Source organism: Neobacillus sp. S1115 (assembly GCF_055385565.1).
On sequence record NZ_AP038275.1, the window covers coordinates 1,227,286 to 1,247,341 of the forward strand.

Annotated in this window: 20 protein-coding genes; 14 read left to right on the plus strand and 6 right to left on the minus strand. The window is 43.1% G+C overall.

Translation table 11 applies throughout. The features are described 5' to 3' along the window. Window positions 1-39 precede the first annotated feature (39 nt). The 3 genes from ACZ5B7_RS05965 (at window position 40) to ACZ5B7_RS05975 (ending at window position 2,942) form a co-directional block, all read left to right on the plus strand. Complete coding sequence (locus tag ACZ5B7_RS05965; RefSeq protein WP_464493072.1) at window positions 40-1,179, plus strand: DEAD/DEAH box helicase; 1,140 nt, start codon at window positions 40-42, stop codon at window positions 1,177-1,179. Window positions 1,180-1,275: 96 nt separating this feature from the next. Continuing rightward, entirely contained in the window at window positions 1,276-2,745 is a 1,470-nt protein-coding gene (locus tag ACZ5B7_RS05970; protein ID WP_464493073.1) for an amidase family protein, read from the plus strand. Window positions 2,746-2,801: 56 nt separating this feature from the next. Continuing rightward, the gene (locus ACZ5B7_RS05975) at window positions 2,802-2,942 is read left to right on the plus strand and encodes a hypothetical protein (protein WP_213118169.1); all 141 of its coding nucleotides are present in this window, start codon (window positions 2,802-2,804) and stop codon (window positions 2,940-2,942) included. A 258-nt stretch (window positions 2,943-3,200) separates the two neighbouring features. Here the strand turns inward: ACZ5B7_RS05975 and ACZ5B7_RS05980 are convergent, their stop codons facing one another. The 3 genes from ACZ5B7_RS05980 to ACZ5B7_RS05990 all read right to left on the minus strand — a co-directional run bounded on the left by ACZ5B7_RS05980 (window position 3,201) and on the right by ACZ5B7_RS05990 (window position 5,443). Then, the gene (locus ACZ5B7_RS05980) at window positions 3,201-4,730 is read right to left on the minus strand and encodes an FAD-dependent oxidoreductase (RefSeq protein ID WP_464493074.1); all 1,530 of its coding nucleotides are present in this window, start codon (window positions 4,728-4,730) and stop codon (window positions 3,201-3,203) included. 115 nt (window positions 4,731-4,845) lie between these two features. After that, window positions 4,846-5,007: a hypothetical protein gene (locus tag ACZ5B7_RS05985; protein ID WP_213146549.1), complete on the minus strand. Its 162-nt coding sequence runs from the start codon at window positions 5,005-5,007 to the stop codon at window positions 4,846-4,848. A gap of 55 nt (window positions 5,008-5,062) precedes the next feature. After that, window positions 5,063-5,443 (minus strand): DUF1360 domain-containing protein, encoded by a 381-nt coding sequence (locus ACZ5B7_RS05990; RefSeq protein ID WP_284037307.1) that lies wholly within the window; start codon window positions 5,441-5,443, stop codon window positions 5,063-5,065. A gap of 110 nt (window positions 5,444-5,553) precedes the next feature. Between ACZ5B7_RS05990 and safA the strand changes: the two genes are divergently transcribed. From safA to ACZ5B7_RS06045, 11 genes are all read left to right on the plus strand, one after another. Next, window positions 5,554-6,165: a SafA/ExsA family spore coat assembly protein gene (safA, locus tag ACZ5B7_RS05995; RefSeq protein ID WP_464493075.1), complete on the plus strand. Its 612-nt coding sequence runs from the start codon at window positions 5,554-5,556 to the stop codon at window positions 6,163-6,165. Between the two features lie 169 nt (window positions 6,166-6,334). Continuing rightward, window positions 6,335-6,682 (plus strand): lmo0954 family membrane protein, encoded by a 348-nt coding sequence (locus tag ACZ5B7_RS06000; protein WP_213146552.1) that lies wholly within the window; start codon window positions 6,335-6,337, stop codon window positions 6,680-6,682. 20 nt (window positions 6,683-6,702) lie between these two features. Further along, window positions 6,703-7,350, plus strand: coding sequence for a PspA/IM30 family protein (locus ACZ5B7_RS06005; RefSeq protein WP_423801139.1), 648 nt, complete (start codon window positions 6,703-6,705; stop codon window positions 7,348-7,350). Window positions 7,351-7,432: 82 nt separating this feature from the next. Next, the gene (liaF, locus tag ACZ5B7_RS06010; RefSeq protein WP_464493076.1) at window positions 7,433-8,167 is read left to right on the plus strand and encodes a cell wall-active antibiotics response protein LiaF; all 735 of its coding nucleotides are present in this window, start codon (window positions 7,433-7,435) and stop codon (window positions 8,165-8,167) included. Next, the gene (locus ACZ5B7_RS06015; RefSeq protein WP_464493077.1) at window positions 8,164-9,213 is read left to right on the plus strand and encodes a sensor histidine kinase; all 1,050 of its coding nucleotides are present in this window, start codon (window positions 8,164-8,166) and stop codon (window positions 9,211-9,213) included. The genes liaF and ACZ5B7_RS06015 overlap by 4 nt, the downstream gene beginning before the upstream one ends. Continuing rightward, complete coding sequence (locus tag ACZ5B7_RS06020) at window positions 9,206-9,838, plus strand: response regulator (protein WP_213146556.1); 633 nt, start codon at window positions 9,206-9,208, stop codon at window positions 9,836-9,838. Before ACZ5B7_RS06015 ends, ACZ5B7_RS06020 begins: the two co-directional genes overlap by 8 nt. 266 nt (window positions 9,839-10,104) lie before the next feature. After that, a complete protein-coding gene (gene efeO, locus ACZ5B7_RS06025) occupies window positions 10,105-10,953 on the plus strand; it encodes an iron uptake system protein EfeO (protein ID WP_464493078.1) in 849 nt (282 codons plus the stop codon). Between the two features lies 1 nt (window position 10,954). Next, entirely contained in the window at window positions 10,955-12,232 is a 1,278-nt protein-coding gene (efeB, locus tag ACZ5B7_RS06030; RefSeq protein WP_464493079.1) for an iron uptake transporter deferrochelatase/peroxidase subunit, read from the plus strand. 32 nt (window positions 12,233-12,264) lie between these two features. Continuing rightward, complete coding sequence (locus tag ACZ5B7_RS06035; protein ID WP_464493080.1) at window positions 12,265-14,001, plus strand: FTR1 family iron permease; 1,737 nt, start codon at window positions 12,265-12,267, stop codon at window positions 13,999-14,001. Between the two features lie 103 nt (window positions 14,002-14,104). Then, entirely contained in the window at window positions 14,105-15,439 is a 1,335-nt protein-coding gene (locus tag ACZ5B7_RS06040) for a polysaccharide biosynthesis protein (RefSeq protein WP_378587143.1), read from the plus strand. 75 nt (window positions 15,440-15,514) lie between these two features. Next, window positions 15,515-17,224, plus strand: a complete 1,710-nt coding sequence (locus ACZ5B7_RS06045) for an aromatic amino acid hydroxylase (RefSeq protein WP_464493081.1) — start codon at window positions 15,515-15,517, stop codon at window positions 17,222-17,224. A 46-nt stretch (window positions 17,225-17,270) separates the two neighbouring features. Here ACZ5B7_RS06045 and ACZ5B7_RS06050 read toward each other — a convergent pair whose 3' ends face one another. The 3 genes from ACZ5B7_RS06050 to ACZ5B7_RS06060 all read right to left on the minus strand — a co-directional run bounded on the left by ACZ5B7_RS06050 (window position 17,271) and on the right by ACZ5B7_RS06060 (window position 19,932). Then, on the minus strand, window positions 17,271-17,882 hold the full coding sequence (locus tag ACZ5B7_RS06050) for a Bax inhibitor-1/YccA family protein (protein WP_464494441.1): 612 nt from the start codon (window positions 17,880-17,882) through the stop codon (window positions 17,271-17,273). 81 nt (window positions 17,883-17,963) lie between these two features. Further along, entirely contained in the window at window positions 17,964-18,353 is a 390-nt protein-coding gene (gene mscL, locus ACZ5B7_RS06055) for a large conductance mechanosensitive channel protein MscL (RefSeq protein WP_464493082.1), read from the minus strand. A 76-nt stretch (window positions 18,354-18,429) separates the two neighbouring features. Continuing rightward, window positions 18,430-19,932 carry a response regulator transcription factor gene (locus ACZ5B7_RS06060; RefSeq protein ID WP_464493083.1) on the minus strand — a complete coding sequence of 501 codons (1,503 nt, stop codon included), beginning with the start codon at window positions 19,930-19,932 and terminating at the stop codon, window positions 18,430-18,432. Window positions 19,933-20,056 lie beyond the last annotated feature (124 nt).

The following is a 20,056-nucleotide window of genomic DNA, read 5'->3' on the forward strand; positions in this document are numbered from 1 at the left end:
AATACAACATGATAAATGATTTAGAAAAGGGAGTACAACATGTTAAATAATTTAAAGCCATTTTTACAAGAGGCATGGGAAAAGTCTGGATTTCAAACTGCAACGGCCGTCCAAGAACAGGCAGTTCCATTAATTCTAGAGGGAAAAGATGTGATTGCCGAATCGCCCACGGGAACCGGGAAAACTCTAGCCTATTTACTGCCATTGCTTAATCAAATAGATGCTGATGCGCAGTCCCTTCAAACGGTTGTACTGGCTTCCTCCCAGGAGCTGGTGATGCAGATTTTTCAAGAGTTCCAGAAGTGGTCGGAAGGCAGCGGCATCAGGGGTACATCGATTATTGGCGGGGCCAACCTGAAACGCCAGCTTGAAAAATTAAAAAAGCGCCCGCATGTCATCTTTGCCACACCAGGACGGCTGCTCGAATTGATTAAGCAGAAAAAAGTGAAAATGCACGAAGTCAAAATGATTGTTTTGGACGAAGGCGACCAGCTGCTTATTCATGAGCATTTGGGTTCAGTGCAAACTATTGTGAAATCCACGATGGCCGACCGGCAAGTCGTGTTGTTTTCTGCGACACTGAAGCCTGCGGTCGAAAAGACTGCTAAGGAATTAGCAAATGAGCCGGAATTTTTACGAGTTTCCCGGAATGATTTGGCTTCAGCCGGTGGAGAGGTTGAGCATGTTTATTTTGTCAGCGAACGCCGTGACAAAATCAAATTGCTTGAAAAAATAGCCCGCCTTGAAGGCAGCAAGTCGCTTGCCTTTATCAATGATATCGGCGAACTCGAGGTACTGAAGGAAAAATTCGATTTTAAAGAACTTTCAGTTGGAATATTACATAGTGAAATGAAAAAGCTGGACCGTCAGGCGGTTTTGAAGGCTTTCCGCGATGGAAAACTGAAAATGCTGATTGCGACTGATGTGGCGGCAAGAGGGCTTGATATTCAGGGAGTCACTCATGTTGTCCAGATTGACATGCCAAAAGATATTACCCAGTATATCCACCGCGCCGGCAGAACCGGAAGGATGGGAGCGGATGGCATGGTCATCTCACTGGTAACAGACCGGGAAGAGCGGGAATTAAAACAGTATGGCCGGGAATTAAAAGTGTCGGTTGAAAAAAGAATTTTCTATAGAGGGCAAATCGTGGCGGAGCAGCAGACGCTGCGGCGTTAGAGGGTTGTGGATTTTCCACAGCCTTTTTTTCATAATGGGAAAGGATTTTAGGTAACTTTCTTGAATAATAAGAGGTGAAATTGGAGGGGAAACGTGATGCAAAGTCCAAAATTAAAAAAGTTTTTTGAAGAATGGCTTGAAGAAGTCACCATTAGTGAAATTCAAGAAAGATTAGAAAGCGGCGAGCTTACATCCAAGGAATTGGTCCTGTTATATTTAAAACGGATTTCAGTTTATGATAAGGAGATTCATTCGGTTCTGGAAATAAATCCAGATGCCTTACAGATAGCGGAAGCACTTGATGTAGAACGAAAAGTGAAGGGGCCGCGCAGTCCGCTGCATGGCGTTCCGATTTTAATAAAGGACAATATTGACACTCATGACAAAATGCATACCAGTGCCGGGTCGCTAGCGTTAAAGGATTCAATTGCCTTGAAGGACTCCTATGTAGCCGAGCAATTACGCAAAGCCGGTGCGGTTATTCTTGGAAAAACAAATATGACGGAATGGGCCAATTTCATGGCGTATGGAATGAAAAGCGGCTATAGCTCGCGCGGCGGTCAAGTATTAAATCCATATGGACCAGGTAAATTTGATGTCGGCGGGTCCAGTTCGGGCTCGGGTGCAGCAGTGGCTGCCAATTTCGCGGCAGCCGCGGTTGGGACGGAAACTTCTGGGTCGATTTTAAATCCTTCCTGTCAGAATTCGCTAGTCGGCATTAAACCGACAGTCGGTTTGATTAGCCGGCGCGGGATTATTCCAATTGCCCATACTCAGGATACGGCAGGACCGATGGCAAGAACGGTCGAAGATGCTGCGATTCTTCTGGGCGCCTTATGCGGCAGAGATAAGGCAGACCCAATTACGCTGACGAATCCGCTGGCGGGGGTCGATTTTTTAAAAAGTCTTCTTAAGGACGGTTTGGCAGGTAAAAGGATTGGCATCGCTGTTGATGGGTTTCTTGAGCTGTTAACAAAGGAAAAGCAGGACGTCTTACAGGCGGCAATAGAGGCTTTGAAATCGTCTGGTGCGGAAGTGGTGGAGAAAATTGAAATTCCTTGCGCCAAAGCGGAATGGAAATATGATGTGTTAACCTATGAATTTAAGCCAGACCTGAATGCCTATTTGAACGGTTTACATCCATCTATTACAATTCGCAGCTTGCGCGACTTGATTGCGTTTAACCATGCGGATGAAGAGAGAATGCTGAAATATGGCCAGGCAGTGCTGCTGGAGTCAGAACAGACAAGCGGATCTTTAACAGAGTCTGCTTATGTGGATGCGTTGGAATTCGACTTATATCATTCGACAGAGCAAGGAATTGATTATGCTTTGGAAAAATATCGGTTGGATGCAATTGTTTTTCCAGGTGATGAAGGGTCACACATTAGCGCCAAAGCGGGCTATCCATCCATCGCTGTGCCGGCCGGGTTTACTGTTAGTGGTGAGCCGGTGGGGATCACGTTTGCCGGAACCGCCTACAGCGAACCGGTTTTGATTGAGGCGGCCTATGCATTCGAACAGCTGACAAAATTAAGAAAAGCACCTGTTTTAAGTTTAGAATAAGTCATTTTGTTTTCACTCATACTATCAATGACTTTTTAAAAAAGGAGCTGATTAGTGTGGGTAGAACGAAACTTGGCAACGCAAATGCCCAGCGTAATAACAACCGCAAGAAAGCCATGAAAACAAGCTCTGAATTGGTTGAATTTGAAACTGGCGAAGCTTTAAAACAGAACCGTCCGCACGGGAACCCTAGATAACTGAGATAAAAACGCCTCCCTTGAGCGACTGGGAGGCGTTTTTTTTAGGAGGAAGGTCGAATTGTAGATATCCACTAAAAATTTGTAGATATCTTTGAATTTTTGTAGATAACCGCTAATAATTTGTAGATATCCATAAAAAATTATAGATATCTGCTAATAGTTTGTAGATATCTAACATAAATGTCCTTTGAGTATTGGTCAACAAAGGTCGTTATCCACAACCCAGGTCCTAATCCGCACCTCTTCGACCTAATTTCAACCTTCCGACAGCAATTCCAACCCTTCCTTGGCCGGTCCTTCAATCACTTCGCCTTTAAAGGAATAGCGGGAACCGTGGCATGGGCAGTCCCAAGTCTTTTCGGCATGATTCCACTCACATTCGCAGCCGAGATGGGTGCAGGTTGTGTCTACCACAAAAACCTTGCCGTTATCATCCTTGTAGCCTCCGGCCCTTTTCCCGTTAAACATGACGGAACAGCCCTCGCCAGCAATCAACTCATCGGCATCCTTCGGAACAAATTCAATTTTCCCTTTAATAAGGTGTTTGGCTACATCCAAGTTCGTCGTAATGACATTTTTTAATTCAGGGTCTGCCTGGAACCGGTGCGGTGAATACAGGTCTTTATAAGGATTGTCCCGGTCCAATACATAATCCCGGAGCAGGTGACCGGCAAAAATACCTGTCGTCATGCCCCATTTCTTAAAGCCGGTCGCCAGCAAAACATTCAACCGGTCTTCCGTAATCGGGCCGATATATGGAACCTTGTCCAAGGTGATCAAATCCTGCGCGGACCATCGGTAGCCATATTCCTTAATCCCAAATACCTCTTCAGCAAAGGCCTCCAAAGCTTCAAAATGCTTCATCGTGTCTTCACCCTGGCCAGTTTTATGCTTTTCGCCGCCCACAATAATCAACTTTTCCCCATCTATAGGCGTATAACGGATGGAGCGGGGCGGGTCGTCGGCGCTGATATACATGCCTCCGGGATACTCTTTAGCTGGCTTGATTCCAATGGCGTAGGATCTGCTCGCATACATTCTTGCAAAATATAGCCCTGGTTTATCGTAAAAAGGAAAATGCGAAGCCATGATCACATGCTTGCACGATACACGATTGCCGCCTTTGGTTACCACCACAGGCTGGGAACCTTCCGCATCCTCAATATCCCAAGCCGTCGTATGTTCATAAACCTGACAGCCGGCCTTCACAGCTTCATCCAAAAGTGCCCGCAAAAATTTCAACGGGTGATACTGGGCCTGGTTATGCATGGCCAAAGCTCCTGTTACCTGAATATTGAAAGGAATTGTATCCTTTAACGTGCCAGGAATCCCCAAGCGCTGGTAGGCCTCAGATTCGGTTCCTAGCTTCTTTTTCGACTGCTCTGTAGTGGCATACACATAGGCATCTTCTTTGCTGAAATCACAGTCAATTCCTTTTTCATTTACAAGCCGTTCGACGAACTCAATAGCCGAAGAGGTCGATTCGTAATACTGTCGGGCCTTTTCCTCCCCAAAATGACTAATCAATTCATCATAAATTATGTCATGCTGGGCCGTTAATTTAGCGGTCGTATGGCCTGTAGTGCCGTTTAACACAGTGCCGGCCTCCAAAATTGCGACCTTTAGGCCTTCCTGTGTCAATAAATAGGCGGCGGTGATACCGGTTATTCCAGCGCCGACCACAGCCACATCAACAGATAAATCTTCATTTAAGGCTTCAAAAGAAGGCAATTCGATTTCCCGCCAATAAGGCTTCGGGAATCTTGGAATTTTATTAGAACTCATAAATACCCTCCATTACCAAAATAATCTCTTGTTTAATTTTTCCTAAAATGAAAAATCAATGTAAGCTAAATAAAAAAGAACCCTGCGTAAACAGGGTCCGTGCGAATATCACCATTTAAGACTTGTCTGTAAATTGGGTTTCGTTATTGCTGTCGATTTTATCTATACGGGTCGAGTCTTCGATATCTAAGGCACTTCTTAAAAAGTGAACCAATACACCACCTGCAAGACCAAGACAAATCACCACGCCAATTGTCGTAACCCACCAGACACCCACAATATTCCCCCTTAAAATCTTTTTAAAAATATATGCGCTAGGGGAAATAATCTTGCTAATTATCCTTTTTCTTTAGCTCTGAATAATAATCAACTTTTTTAATATTGACGCCGACAAACGTCTCAATAATAGATTGGCCTCCGGCAATGGAAAAAATAAAAATAAAAACTAAAGTTATTTTGGGAAAAATCAAATAGGCGCCTCCCAGAATAATCGCACTCCAGACACCGGCACACCAATAACACTTTAATAAGTAACCAAACAGGGATTTTGGGACCTCTTTGGTATGTACCTCCCCGTTCTCCGTTTTTACCTCTACTTTTTTCATAAATGGCCTGCGAATCGATTCGGTAATTTTATCAAAAACAATTAAATGGGTAAAACGATAGCTCGCCAAAATTAACATAATATAAGTCATCCAGGAAATGTCTTTCACTCGTTTTTAGTCCTCCACAAGCCTCGTATACATCGGCTTTAAATTATATTTATCCTTCCCTGTATATTTTGAGCCTGAAATCAAAATTCTATATTCGGAGGAGGTGTAAAATGAAAAAATCTCTATGGTTTAGTTTCTTGTTTTTGCTAGCTCTATTTTGTATCCCAAGCGTGTCTTTTGCCCAGCAGATCTATACGGTTCAGCCGGGAGACTCGCTTTGGAAAATTTCAGTCAGGTATCAGGTAGGTCTTTCGGAAATTATCTCTGCCAATCCCCAGTTTAAAAATCCGGCTCTCATCTATCCTGGCCAAAAGGTAACGATACCGGATTTAGGCGGGGTAAAATCGATTGAGAACCAAGTGATTCAATTGACCAATCAGGAGCGTGCGAAAAATGGCTTAAAGCCGATGACCGCGGATTGGGAGCTGTCACGGGTTGCCCGCTATAAGGCGATGGATATGCGGGACAAGGGTTATTTTAGCCATACAAGTCCTACCTATGGCAGTCCGTTTACAATGATGAAGAGTTTTGGAATTTCCTATCGCAGTGCAGCCGAAAATATTGCTGCAGGGCAGACAACACCGGCATCTGTGGTACAGTCATGGATGAATAGCTCTGGGCACCGCGCCAACATTTTAAGCTCTAACACTTATATCGGTGTTGGTTACGCAAAGGGCGGTTCATACGGGCATTATTGGGTGCAAATGTTTATATCTAAATAACATGGAAGAAGGGTCGGTTTCAAAAGAAACTGACCCTTTTTATGTTTCTTCGGGCCGACCCCTTTCTAAGTCTCGAGACCTATCTAAAAATCAAGCTCTAGCGCAATTATGGAAACCATGAGAAAAAGGTAAGATGAAATCAAGATAAAGAAAGGGAGTGAACAACAAAATGAAAAAGTTTGGTTTATTGGTTGCGGGGGGTATCGCCGCAGTGGTGTTACTTTCCACTATCGGTCCAATGGTAGGATTAGTGGTCAGCCTGGTGCTTCTTTACTTCATAGCAAAGCAATTTTTAAAAGCAGATTCCATCTGGGCAAAAATAGGTCTTGGGATTATCGGATTCATCGTCCTGATGGCAGCTTTCCATAATGTACCTGCCATCATCGGTGCCGTCGCAGCATATGTGCTATATATCATTTACAAAAAATGGAATCAAAACAAAACCATCAAGTTTAAGGAAGAATCCGATCCATTCGTTAATTTTGAAAAACAATGGAACGATCTAAACAAAAACTAATATCAAAGGAGAGTATGATCATGACCAACTTATTTACAAGAATTAAAAACACTGTTTTAGCCGATTTACATGAGGCACTTGACCAAAAGGAAAACAAAAACCCGATTGCCCTGCTAAATCAATATCTTCGTGAAAGCGAGCAGGAAACTGAAAAGGTAAGAAAACTGGTCGAGCGCCAGTACCGCCTGCGGGATGAATTTACAAAAGAACTCCATCAGGCTTCGGAAATGGCCGCGAAAAGAAAGTATCAAGCAGAAGTGGCTGCGAAAGCCGGAGAAGAAGAGTTATATCAATTTGCTCAAAGCGAATTCCAGCAATATGCTGCCCGTGTCGAGCGCCTAAGTGCCTCTCTTGACCAGGTAAAAGGTCAGCTTGGGGAATTGGAAAGAAAATATGAAGAAATGAAGCATAAGCTGAAAGACATGCAGCTTCGCCGGATGGAACTGATGGGCCGTGAGAACGTCACGCGTGCTAACCAGCGCATGAATCAGGTGTTAGACTCCAATACCTATTCGGATAAAGCTTTCTCCCGCTTCAAGGAAATTGAGAACTATCTTGATGGCCTTGAGCACAAGGTGAACAGCTCTTATTACCGCAGCACGATTGACGCAAGGGTTGCCGAACTAGAAAAAAACATAAAATTGGAAGAAAGCAAGTCCATTTCTTAACCAAAACATGGTATTCTTATGAAAGAAGGCGTAGGGTCCTACGCCTTTTGACTATACATAAAACAAGAGGAGAGGTGAACCGATGTTTAAAAATGTAAAAAATGACTATCTAGGCTGGCTGATGCTTGTCGGCGTGGTCATATTGCTTTTAGAAATATTATTTTTCAACAGCGGGCTCATTTTCTCTTTATTTATCGCAGGCGGTATGGTTTATTTGGGCCGTAAAAGGTCTGGTAAAAAGTCTGGCAAACTGCTTTTCATCGGCGGAATCATTTTCTTTGTCATCAGCGTCTTAAACATGATGACTTTTAAATTTTTTCTATTAGCAATCTTACTGCACTTTTTTATACAATTTATAACCTCGAAAAAGAATCCTAATAAGATTGATTTGCAAATTATCGAAACGGAAAAAACATCTAAAGAAGAAATGCTCATTCAAACAAAGCCATTATTTGAGAATATCTTGTTGGGCCAGCAAAAAACGCCGGTCGGTGTTTATGAATGGAATGATATCAATATCCAGGCCGGTATCGGCGACACAATCATTGACCTTAGCTATACGATGCTTCCAAAAGGGGAAACGGTCATATTGATCCGAAACCTGATTGGAAATGTGCAGATTCTCGTCCCGTATGAGGTGGACGTCAGTGTCCAGCATTCCTGCCTGGTCGGTTCCTCAACGGTATTTGATCATCATGAAGCAAAAATGTTTAACCAGATTTTTCAATTAAAAACACCGGGTTATGAAGAGGCCGAGCACAAGGTGAAAATCTTTACTTCGCTCATCGTCGGGAATTTAGAGGTGAGCCGTATATGAGTGCAGCAGGCCGTCAGATTATGTGGAGTATCAGTTTTGCCTTAGGTTTGGCGATTATGATTACTGCCGTTTTTACGATAGTTTTTCCTTTGAAAGACTGGTCAGAATTATGGACGAGAAATTTCATGGATATTCCGATTGCCATTTTTGTGCCCGCTTTCAGTATTGCTGGCGGGATTCTGCTTGGTGCTGTGACGGGTCTTTTTTGGAGAAGGCAGTTTCACAGTATTGAACACTCCCTCCATCAACTGGAGGAGGGAAGGCATACGGATGTTACTGGCAAACAGCCGGTGGCAGAAATGCAGGCGATTGCCGGACGAATTGAAAAAATCGGCAAACAGCTGGCGGAGCAGGCAAAGCTTTCACAGCGTCTCGCCACTGAAAAGGTGGAGGACCAGGAAGCGCGCATTCAGGAAATAATTGAACAGGAGCGGAATCGGTTAGCACGAGAACTGCACGACTCCGTCAGCCAGCAGCTATTTGCAGCCTCGATGATGATGTCAGCCATCAATGAGACAAGGGAAGTATCTGCGGAATCCTTTGAGTCAAAACAGTTAAAAATGGTGGAAGAAATGATTCATCAATCCCAGCTTGAGATGCGGGCACTCCTTCTCCATCTGCGTCCGATTGCCTTAAAGAACAAATCACTCCAGGAAGGAATTGAGGAGCTGCTGCTCGAATTAAGGCAAAAGGTATCGATGGATATTCAGTGGAAGGTAGAGGAGTTTCCGCTTGATAAGGGTGTTGAGGATCATCTTTTCCGGATTCTTCAGGAATCGGTTTCCAATACATTGCGCCATGCGAAGGCGAAAAAACTGGATGTGCTGTTAATCAAGCGAGACCATCTGATTATCATGAGGGTGGTCGATGATGGAATTGGTTTTGAGATTGAATCTGCGAAGGCCGGCTCTTATGGCATGCAGAATATGCATGAGCGGGCGCTGGAAGTTGGCGGTTCTTTAAAGGTTGTCAGTATGAAAAATAAAGGGACGAGGCTAGAAGTGAAGGTCCCGTTGATGAGTTATGGAGAGGGTGCGGATGATTAGAGTAGTCTTTGTCGATGATCATGAAATGGTTAGAATTGGGGTGTCCGCTTATCTTTCAGCACAGCCTGATATTGAGGTTGTCGGTGAGGCGGATAATGGAAAAACTGGAGTGGAGCTGGCGTTGCAGCTGCGCCCGGATATCATTTTAATGGATTTGGTCATGAAGGAAATGGACGGAATTGAGGCAACACGGCAGATTATCGAACAGTGGCCGGAAGCCAGGATCATTATCGTGACCAGCTTCTTGGATGATGAAAAAGTGTACCCGGCGTTGGAGGCTGGGGCAACAAGCTATATGTTGAAAACCTCAAAGGCGAGTGAAATCGCTAATGCTGTTCGTGCCACTTACCAGGGCCAAACCGTTCTTGAGCCGGAAGTAACCGGAAAAATGATGGTGAAAATGCGTCAAAAAAGCCAGCATCTGCCCCATGAGGACCTAACCAGCCGCGAACTTGAAATTTTGCTTTTAATGGCCCAGGGCAAGACCAATCAGGAAATTGCTGACGAACTTTTTATCGCTTTAAAAACCGTCAAAACACATGTCAGCAATATCTTAAGCAAGCTCAATGTCCAGGACCGCACCCAGGCGGTTATTTATGCATTTAAGCATTCGTTGATTCAATAAATTTTTCAAAGGACTTTCCATGAGTGGGGAGTCTTTTTTGTTTTGTGCTAGGGGAATCCAAATTGTTCCAAAAAATGTCGTGAGGACCTGAAATCATGTAGAGAGGGTTCGAAAATTTGTCTTGAGGCGACCAAATTATGTCGTGAGCGAAACCATTCTCAAATTTTTTAATAAAAAACAATTGAAAATCTTTCTCAATTGCTGTTATTATAATTATCAATGATAATGATTATCATTCTAAATTAATATCGGAGGATTACATAAATATGAAATTACTTAAAGTATCTGGAATTCTATTAATCTCAAGCAGTCTTTTGTTTGGGTGCAGCAAACCTAATGAGGAAACAGCGGCCCAAAAACCACAAGAATCAAAGAAAATCGAATCAGCAGCCCTAAAAGGAGTGACTGATGAGTACCGAAAATACGCAATCGGAGAAATAGAGGAATTTGTTAAGGCTACTGAGAGCTTTACGACGGCTGTTAAAAGAGGTGACATCGAAAAGGCAAAGGAGATTTACCCAACTGCACGCATGCATTATGAACGGGCGGAGCCGATTGCAGAGGTGTTCGGTGACCTTGATCCAAAAATTGATGCGCGTGAGGGCGATGTACCTGAAGCAGAGTGGGGCGGTTATCACCGCATTGAAAAAGGATTATGGATTGAAAATACAACAAAAGGCTATGAACAATATGCCGATCAGTTGAAGAAGGATGTAAATCTATTGAGAGCTAAAGTGGAAACGGTTGAGGTGACACCAGAAATGTTAATCACTGGTGCAGTCGACCTTTTAAATGAAGTGTCCACTTCCAAGGTTACTGGAGAGGAAGACCGTTATTCTCACACTGACTTATATGATTTTGCCGCGAACCTGGAGGGGGCGGAGAAAATCTATCAGCTATTAAAACCAGAGTTAGAAAAGAAAGATGCGGACGTTTCAAAGGAAATCGAAGCACGTTTTGCGGATGTTTACAATCTATTAAACAAACATAAACAAGATTCCGGATATAAGGTCTATACAGATTTATCTCAGGAGGAAGTGAAAGGGCTTAGCCAGGCGATTGACGCCCTTGCTGAACCACTTTCCCAAATCGGAGTCGTAACGGAGGCATCCTAACATGTCAAAAACTGAATCACCTATGACAAGTCAGAAATTTACGCGCAGGGATATTTTGAAAACAGCAGGAGCCGGCGGTGTAGGGGTTCTCATCGGAGCATCCGGATTAGGAGGCATCCTGTCCATCAGTGAGGGAGAGGCAACAAGTACTGCCAAAGCTGAAATTGTCCCGTTTTATGGAAATCATCAAGGCGGCATTACAACGAAAACGCAAAACCATCTTTATTTTGCAGCCCTAGATGTCACAGCCGCTAATAAAGAGGAACTTGCCAGACTCTTTAAGTACTGGTCACAGGCAGCGGCATTAATGACAGAGGGGAAACCTGTTGGGGATCTTACCAGCAATGAATTCCTACCGCCAAAAGACACCGGGGAAGCGGAGGGCTTATCGGCATCAAACCTGACAATTACCTTTGGTGTTGGACCAAGTCTTTTTCAAAAGGACGGCCAAGACCGCTTTGGACTCAAAGCTAAGCAGCCAGCAGAGTTAACGGACCTTCCGAAATTTCCGCTCGATGCATTAGAACCGGAATGGACGGGCGGCGACCTATGTATCCAAGCTTGTGCAGATGACCCGCAAGTCGCTTTTCATGCGGTTCGCAATCTGATTAGGATTGCCAGAGGGAAAGCAACCTTAAGATGGGCACAGCCAGGATTCCAGCGTTCGAAGCAAGCTGATCCAAAAGAGAAAACTCCGCGGAACCTGTTTGGCTTCAAGGATGGATCGGTAAATCCGGATGTGAGCAGCGGGGACCAAATGAATCAACAGGTTTGGGTTCAGACTGGAGATGGACCGGATTGGCTCGCAGGCGGCAGTTACATGGTGGTCCGGAAAATTGAAATGCATATCGAGGTTTGGGACCGTACGAACTTAAAGGAACAAGAGAATACCTTTGGTCGCTATCGGGACAATGGAGCACCGCTTGGCCAGAAAAAGGAATTTGAAAAGCTGGATTTAAAGAAAAAGAATGACAAGGGTGAATATTACATCCCGGCGGATTCACACGTCCGCCTTTCACACGGGGACGGTACTCAGCAAATTCTTCGCCGAGCTTACTCTTATTCCAATGGCATGGATATGAAAACGGGAAGCTTTGATGCCGGACTATTGTTCATTTGTTTTCAGCGGAAACCAAGCAAGCAATTTATCCCGATTCAAGAGCGGCTTGCGAAAATGGATAAATTAAATGAATATACGACCCACCGCGGCAGTGCCATTTTTGCTTGTTTACCAGGATGCAAACAAGGCGGGTTTATCGGAGAAACACTTTTTCGTTAATGTTTTCCGTTTTTAAAGGAGAGAGGCTTAACATGTGGAGACCATTTTTACTAATATTGGCGTTGGTTTTATTTTTCCAGCCAGCCTATCATGGAACAGCAGCAGAAAATCATGATGAGCTTTTTGTTTTGATTGGTGACAGCCTTATGAAGGCAAAAGCAGGTGATACTGCTGAAGTTTCCAAAAACATTGAATCATTTGCATCGGAGTGGAATTCCTTAAAGAAGACGGATAGTAAACAGGCGAAAAATGTGGATCAAGAGCTTAAAGAGGTTCAGAGCCTGCTAAAAAACAAGAATGTAAATCTAGAAACGCTTTCGAAAAGCCTATCTACTCTTTCCAGTTCTGTCGTGAAATACGATCAGGAACAGAACCCGGTTGACAAAGCCAAGGAAAAAGAAAAGGTAAAAGCGATGCTGCTGCAGATTGAAAAATTTCAGCAGTCCATCACACAGGGGAACTCAGAGGGACTAAAAGCACAATACCAGACTCTCATGAATCAGTGGACTGCATCGGAAAAAATTGTTCATGATTCAAGTATTACTGCGTACGGGAACATTGAAAAATATATGGCTCTTATCCGGATTGGGATTACCCAAGAGCCGGCCGATCTTGACAAGGCAGGACAAAATCTAAAGCTTCTAAAAAAAGAGGTTGAAGATTTTTTAGCTGGCAAGATTCCTAAACAGGGTAATGAGAGCTACACATTAACGGACCTAGCCAATCTATTAACTAAAGCAGAAAAACAGATTGCAGGTAAACAATATCCGCTGGCCTCAAATGAATTAAATGAAGTTCTTACTATCTGGCCGATGGTCGAAGGCGATGTGCAAACGAGAGACAGTAAGCTTTACAGCGACCTCGAAACGAAAGTTCCAACAGCCATCAGTATTTTAAACTCTAAAACAGTGGATTCCCAAAAAGCGCTGGACGTTGTAAAGGATCTTAATGAGCGGTTGGAGCCTTTAACCAGCAAAATGAACTATTCCTTATGGGATGCCGCCTTGATTCTATTGCGTGAAGGGCTGGAGGCCTTATTAATCGTTGCTACGCTATTAGCTTTTTTAAAGAAAATGGGCCAGACAGCGAAACAAAAGTGGATTTGGGGCGGAGTAGCAGCTGGGATTGTGGCGAGTGCGGTTTTGGCGGTCATTATCAATATCATTTTTTCAAACATTACAGCAGCTTCGAGCCGGGAATATATCGAAGGAATTACTGGAGTAGTGGCTGTGATCATGATGCTGACAGTGGGCGCATGGCTGCATAATAAATCAAGTATCGGCAGTTGGAATAAGTTAATTAACCAACAGATGCAGCAGGCGATTGCCAAAGGGAGTCTTATTTCCTTTGCTTTTATCAGCTTTTTGTCAGTATTCCGCGAAGGGGCAGAGACGATTATCTTCTATGCTGGAATAACTCCTTATATCAGTTTGCAGCAGCTTGTGATTGGTGTCGTGCTGGCCATTGCCATTCTCGCTGTTGTAGGCTTTGCGATTATTCACTACAGCGTGAAAATACCGATCAGCCTATTTTTTAAAGTGGCTACTATCTTAATCTACTTCTTGGCCTTTAAAATTCTTGGAATCAGCATTCATGCTTTGCAAATTTCCAACATCCTGCCAACTAGTACGGTTCAAAACCTGCCGTTTATTGATTGGCTCGGGCTTTACCCTACTATGGAAACGACCATAACCCAAATAACATTGGTACTCGTCATTATTCTCATGACTTGGTTTATTAGAAAACGAACAGTAACAACAACAGCATAAAGGGCCACGCGCCCTTTTTTTTATTCGCCGAAAAAATCCCCTACTAATCCGAGAACTTGTCTCATAAGTTTATAAAAGTGAGATTGATAAAGGGGAATCCAAAATGGCTGTTTACTACAAGGGTATTTTCTTTTTGGCGGCAACCGCTTTTTTAGGTGAAGGAATTGAAGTTTTGGTTAATATGATCCTGGCGCGGGAATTGGGATCCCATGGTCTCGGGCTGTATATGTCTATTCTTCCGACCGTTTTTCTCATTGTCTTGCTTTCGAGTTTTGAATTGCCTGTCTCAATTTCGAAATTTGTCGCGGAAAGAGAAGAACGATATCATCGGAATATCCTCTATCATGCGATAACACTTACAATTGTCTTCACAAGTATCTTATTGCTGGCAGGAACCGCGCTGATACCGTTTATCCCGGTATTTGATACCTACCATCCATACATCAGGTGGCTTGTGCTCCTCTTAATACCGGTGATTTCCTTTACCTCTGTTGCCAGAGGCTATTTTATGGGCAAGCAGCAAATGGGAAAGATTGCGATTTCTAATTTCCTCAGGAAAGCCGTCCAGCTTGGGCTTTTGTTTGCGCTGTTCCGCTTTTTTGAATTTAACGCTGAGACCTCCTTGCTAGTGGCCCTTGGGACGCTGATTGGCAGTGAAGTTGTCGTCTTTCTTTATTTAATTTACATGTTCATGATTCAATATCACCACGTGAAACGCCAGCCGTTTTCTAATCTCAATCGCAAGCTTGTCAGGAAAAATTTAATGGCGGTCTCTATTCCAACCACTAGCATGCGCTTGTTTTCGGCTTTTACGGGTGCCATCCAGCCCTTTATTATCAAAGCGGCCCTAGTCCATGCCGGCCTTACTCACACAGCGGCGACTGAACAGTTTGGGATGCTGATGGGAGTGGCGATGTCGATCGGCTTTTTCCCGGCGTTTATAGCCCACTCCTTGCTGATCGTACTAATCCCGGCCGTCTCGAAAACCCATTCTGACCGGGATTACTCATCGCTTAGAAAGATGCTTCAGCAGGTAATGGTCCTTACCTTCTTCTATGGTATTGCGGCAGTTACGATTTTTTACTTTTTTGCACCCGAGTTAACCTCTTTATTTTTTAAATCAGAAACATCGGCTATTTATCTTCAGTTGCTCTGGCCGTTTTTCTTATTCCATTACTTCATCATGCCGCTTCAGGCGTTTATGATTGGACTGGATATGATTAAAGAGGCGTTTTTCCATATTATTTGGTCGACGGTCATTGGCTTCGCTCTGATTCTTTGGCTTGGCTCGATGTATGAGTGGAGAATGAATGGAGTCATTATTGGCATGAATACAGGCTCGGTGTTATTGTTCTTGATGCATTATGCTACTGTTTGCAAAAAAATTGGACTTACCTTTTTTATGAAGGGGACTGTTCCAAAAACAATGGAACACTAGACAAAAGTACTTTAAAAACGCTAAATTGAATAATATTTTATAGATAAATATTTTTTAAAAAAGGGGAAGGTCACAGTGAGTAAAAAGATTCCTGTCCACCTGCAGCAATATATCGCCAAGCAGCACTATCGGCAGTATACGCCGATTAACCACGCTGTTTGGCGTTTTGTCATGCGGCAAAACCATTTTTATTTGAAGAATATTGCTCATTCCGCTTATGTAAAAGGATTGAAAGATTCTGGAATTAATATAGAATCGATTCCGAGGGTTGAGGAAATGAATGAAAAATTAGCACAAGTTGGCTGGGGGGCTGTAGCAATAGATGGTTTGATTCCTGGTGCCGCTTTTTATAGCTTTCTAGAAAACCGCATTCTGCCAATCGCGACAGACATACGAAAAATTGAAAATATCGCATATACGCCTGCACCGGATATTATCCATGAGGCGGCAGGACATGCTCCTATTCTCTTGGACCCATCATACCGCGAGTTTGTTAGAAAAATAGGGGAAATGGGGGCAAAGGCTCTCTCAAGCAAGGAAAAGCTGGAGGTATTTAAAGCGGTACGCCATTTAACGATTGTAGCAGAAGACCCAAAATCTACTCCCGAGCAGGTAAGGGAAGCAGAGAATAGGGTTGCCGAGGCAAGAAAGAAGGTAAAGGGATTAACAGAGGCCGACAAAGTTTCCCGGCTTTTCTGGTGGACGGTTGAATACGGATTAATTGGCGACCTAGATTATCCAAAAATTTACGGGGCAGGGCTTCTTTCTTCAGTAGGTGAAAGCCAAAGCTGTCTTGCAGATGATGTACGGAAAATTCCCTTTTCCGTTGAGGGATGTATCCACACCCCGTATGATGTGACCAAGCCGCAGCCACAGTTATTTGTATGTAGCAGCTTTGCAGAATTAGCTGCGGAAATTGATGAATTCGCCGAAACAATGGCCTTCAGGAAAGGCGGTACGGAAAGCCTTGAAAAAGCATTAAGAACGGAAGCAATCGCCACGATTGTTTTTTCCTCAGGCCTGCAGATAACTGGGACGCTGGCTGAGTTGATTAAGGATGACAGGGAGGAAGCCGTTTATTTCCGGACAAACGGGCCGACAGCCTTATCCTTTGATGATATACAGTTAACAGGTCATAGTACGGAAACCCACCGAAAAGGGTTTGGAACACCGATTGGCCGCTTAGCAGACGGGATTGTTCTGGAGGATTGCAAAACGGAACAATTGCATGCCTTGGGAATTTACGAGGATAGCCCAACAAGCCTGTGTTTTGAAAGTGGTATTAAAGTGGAAGGGATAGTTACGAAGATTCTGCTTGCTGAGGGGAAACCGATTCTCATTTCATTTAAGGATTGTACGGTAAGGCATAAGAATCAACTTTTATTTAAGCCCGATTGGGGAACCTTTGACATGGCTGTCGGGGCGGGAATTACATCCGTTTTTGCAGGTGCCGCCGATCCATACTCCTTTTTTGATATGCAGCCTGCAATACCGCTTGAAGAAGAAACGGTAAGGGATTGTGAAACCGAACTTGAAAGCCTTTATGAATCGATTCGCCAAATTCGCGAAAGCTCTAATTGGAATGCCTCGGAGGTAGGGAAAATTACAGCTCTCCTTGATGACAACTATCCAAAAGAGTGGTTATTGCGGTTGGAAATTCTGGAACTTTATCAATTACATGATGCAGGCCATTCTAATGTTCAAGGATTAATAAGAACACTTCACCAAATGGGTTGGGGCCCTTCCATCAAACAATTAATTCAACGGGGGTTGGAACTTATATAACAAAAGGAGCTTGAGTGTGTTCTCAAGCTCCTTTTGTTATATGAAATTAATCACGGCTATTCAAAATCCCGAAAATACGCAGGATGCTGATGAATAGGTTGACAAAGTCTAGGTACAGGCTTAACGCCATCATTGGAACATCTTCCGGGCGTACACCGTAATGCTTCATTCGGCTGATGTCAAAAAGGACATATCCGCTGAATACCAGTACCCCGATGAAGGAGTAGGCAAGCATCCCGGTTGAGCTTAACGGAAAGAAAATGTTGAAAATGGAAATTGCTACTAACGCAAGCAGGGCAGCGAGCAGAAATCCGCCAAGGAACGAGAAGTTCCGTTTGGATTTAGCCGCATAAATGGAAATTCCTCCAAATACGACGGTTGTTGTAGCAAACGCCATGACAACAACATTGGCACCGGCAGTTGCTGCGTAATAAGCGACAATCGGATACAGGGTAATTCCCGAAATAAACGTAAAGACATAAAGGAAAGAGTAAGAGATGGCTTTCCTTCTTCTAAAGAAAACAGCAGCAAGAATCATGATGAATTCTAAAATAGCTAATGGCATAAATAAGGCAGGAGGAACATAAACACCGGCCATCGTTCCAACAAAGGCAATGGCAAGGGATAACGCAAACGTCCGTAATACCGATGGCATCATTTCAGTCGAAGTTTGTGTATTATACAATTTATCTTCACCTCATAAATAATTTGCTTACATTAAAGATATACGAAAAAGTGGTCAAGGAGTTTCATTTTTTCGTAAAAAAACTTTGTCTTCTTTTAGCAAATCGCGAATCTCAGCTAACAATTCCTCAGTCCGGTCGACTTTTACCTCCACTTTTACCTCTTCCTTCTTCTTCTTAAAGCGGTTAAGAAATTTTACAAATAGAAATATTGTAAAGGCGATAATAAAGAAGTCGATGACATTTTGGATAAATTGACCGTATTTAACACTTTTATAGGCCAGGTCTTTAACGTCCACTTTCCCGGTCAACAATACAATGATTGGCATAATCACATCGGCAACTAATGATGAGACGATTTTCCCAAACGCTCCGCCGATAATAACACCGACTGCTAAATCGATGACATTGCCTTTCATCGCAAATTGCTTAAATTCATTCCACATACAATTCTACCTCCACTTAATGGCTAATATAAAATTGTACCCATAAGTGCAAACTTCTGCAACCCCGACCAAAGACCTAAGAAATTAATTTCATTTTAATCGCCTTGACAGCCGCATCCGTCCGGTTTTTTGCCTCTAGTTTTTGAATAATAACCGACACATAATCACGCACTGTGTAGCTGCTTAAATGGAGCTCCTTAGCTGCTTCACTAATGGAAGCTCCTTCGGCAATCAGTTTTAGCACGTCTTTCTCCCTAGGTGTTAACAGTGTGTCAAAGCTTCCGAACTGCTGGAGAGCCTCATCCCAAATGGAAAACAACAACTCCCCAGCGTAATGGCCAAATTTAATTAGTGTGGTTAAGGTTTGATTCGACACAAGAAAATCAGAATATTCCCCTTGGTCCAAGATGGCGATTCCAATCAGTTTGTTTTTTGTCGGAACAAAAATAGGCAGCACAACTAACGAGCGAAGTTTAAATTCATGAATATATTTTTCTGGCAGCACTTCTGCGGCATTGGAAAAAAAGAGAGGCTGTGAATGCGTTAACGAATTTAGATACTTTTTAATTAGGGGAAGTTTAAAAATCTCCTCCCTAATTTGCTGGACGGACGATGTGCTGACATTATGACCGGAAACACCAATCCCTTTTTCTTCATACTGATTATATAAAAATAAGGCACAGCGTTCGAATGGCATATATTCAACCAGGCCTGTCGTAATCGCATTAACAGCATCGCCTGCACTGCGGGAAAGAAGCAGGTGCTGTAAAAATAAAAGCGAAGTATTTTTCCAATCAATTTTGCTTTCCAAATGGTAAAGCTTTAGCTGATGAAGATACATTTCCCTAATAAAATCGATTTGCTGTTCTTTTACTTGAAAATTCTCATTCTCAAGGCAAATAAGCAGGGTGTCATTTAAGCAAGGAATTTGGATAAGGGGAGAATCACCCGAGTTTTGGCCTATTAATCTTTCAATTGCAATGGATAGGTGGCCGATTTCCCGAGCCTTTAAGCTTTTACACATTTCAAGCAAATGGCCGTCTACTGGATTCTCATCGGAACAGACAACGCTATCGATGACATACTCTTCTTTGTCTTTTTTCACAATGGCAACCCACTTCAGAGGGAGAACATTAGTTTCAATAATGATTTTTGCGCTGTTTTCGTTTCGGTATTCCATGTCCTGACTAAGAAGTGCCTGGTCTAGTATTCTAATGAAAAAAGCTTGGATGGCCTGATGGTCAAGAAATGTGGACTCTGGATTTCTGTCCAGAAGCTTGTGAAACATATTTTCAATGGTTGTGACAAGAGAAAGGGCTTCATATTCATCATGCTTGCTGGAAAAACGCTTTTGCCATTCGGCAAGCAAGGATAGGATAAAAGAATCAGCATTAAGGCTTTTATTTTGAAATACATCTTTAATAGCAAACTGAATAATGACATCAATTTCATCAACTAAACTTTGATTGCGATATTTTAATGAAGGCATAAGTATCTTCCACTCTTTTAAAAAGGGTGAACTTAGCTCGTAAAGAATGGAAAGTCCTTTTAATAAGAGCCGCTCCACTTTTTCTTCCATAAAGCTTCCACCTCCGGACAATCTATATTTATATAATAATATGGATTGGAAAAATTTCCAATACGCCCTTAGTAGTATTACCCCGACATTTGACGGGGGTCCTTATAAATTTCCGATATTTTCA

Coding starts and splice junctions, on each gene's coding strand:
- ACZ5B7_RS05965 (WP_464493072.1), top strand. CDS start 40: ATGTTAAATAATTTAAAGCCATTTTTACAAGAGGCATGGGAAAAGTCT.
- ACZ5B7_RS05970 (WP_464493073.1), top strand. CDS start 1,276: ATGCAAAGTCCAAAATTAAAAAAGTTTTTTGAAGAATGGCTTGAAGAA.
- ACZ5B7_RS05980 (WP_464493074.1), bottom strand. CDS start 4,730: ATGAGTTCTAATAAAATTCCAAGATTCCCGAAGCCTTATTGGCGGGAA.
- safA (WP_464493075.1), top strand. CDS start 5,554: ATGAAAAAATCTCTATGGTTTAGTTTCTTGTTTTTGCTAGCTCTATTT.
- ACZ5B7_RS06000 (WP_213146552.1), top strand. CDS start 6,335: ATGAAAAAGTTTGGTTTATTGGTTGCGGGGGGTATCGCCGCAGTGGTG.
- ACZ5B7_RS06005 (WP_423801139.1), top strand. CDS start 6,703: ATGACCAACTTATTTACAAGAATTAAAAACACTGTTTTAGCCGATTTA.
- liaF (WP_464493076.1), top strand. CDS start 7,433: ATGTTTAAAAATGTAAAAAATGACTATCTAGGCTGGCTGATGCTTGTC.
- ACZ5B7_RS06015 (WP_464493077.1), top strand. CDS start 8,164: ATGAGTGCAGCAGGCCGTCAGATTATGTGGAGTATCAGTTTTGCCTTA.
- ACZ5B7_RS06020 (WP_213146556.1), top strand. CDS start 9,206: ATGATTAGAGTAGTCTTTGTCGATGATCATGAAATGGTTAGAATTGGG.
- efeO (WP_464493078.1), top strand. CDS start 10,105: ATGAAATTACTTAAAGTATCTGGAATTCTATTAATCTCAAGCAGTCTT.
- efeB (WP_464493079.1), top strand. CDS start 10,955: ATGTCAAAAACTGAATCACCTATGACAAGTCAGAAATTTACGCGCAGG.
- ACZ5B7_RS06035 (WP_464493080.1), top strand. CDS start 12,265: ATGTGGAGACCATTTTTACTAATATTGGCGTTGGTTTTATTTTTCCAG.
- ACZ5B7_RS06040 (WP_378587143.1), top strand. CDS start 14,105: ATGGCTGTTTACTACAAGGGTATTTTCTTTTTGGCGGCAACCGCTTTT.
- ACZ5B7_RS06050 (WP_464494441.1), bottom strand. CDS start 17,882: ATGATGCCATCGGTATTACGGACGTTTGCGTTATCCCTTGCCATTGCC.
- mscL (WP_464493082.1), bottom strand. CDS start 18,353: ATGTGGAATGAATTTAAGCAATTTGCGATGAAAGGCAATGTCATCGAT.
- ACZ5B7_RS06060 (WP_464493083.1), bottom strand. CDS start 19,932: ATGGAAGAAAAAGTGGAGCGGCTCTTATTAAAAGGACTTTCCATTCTT.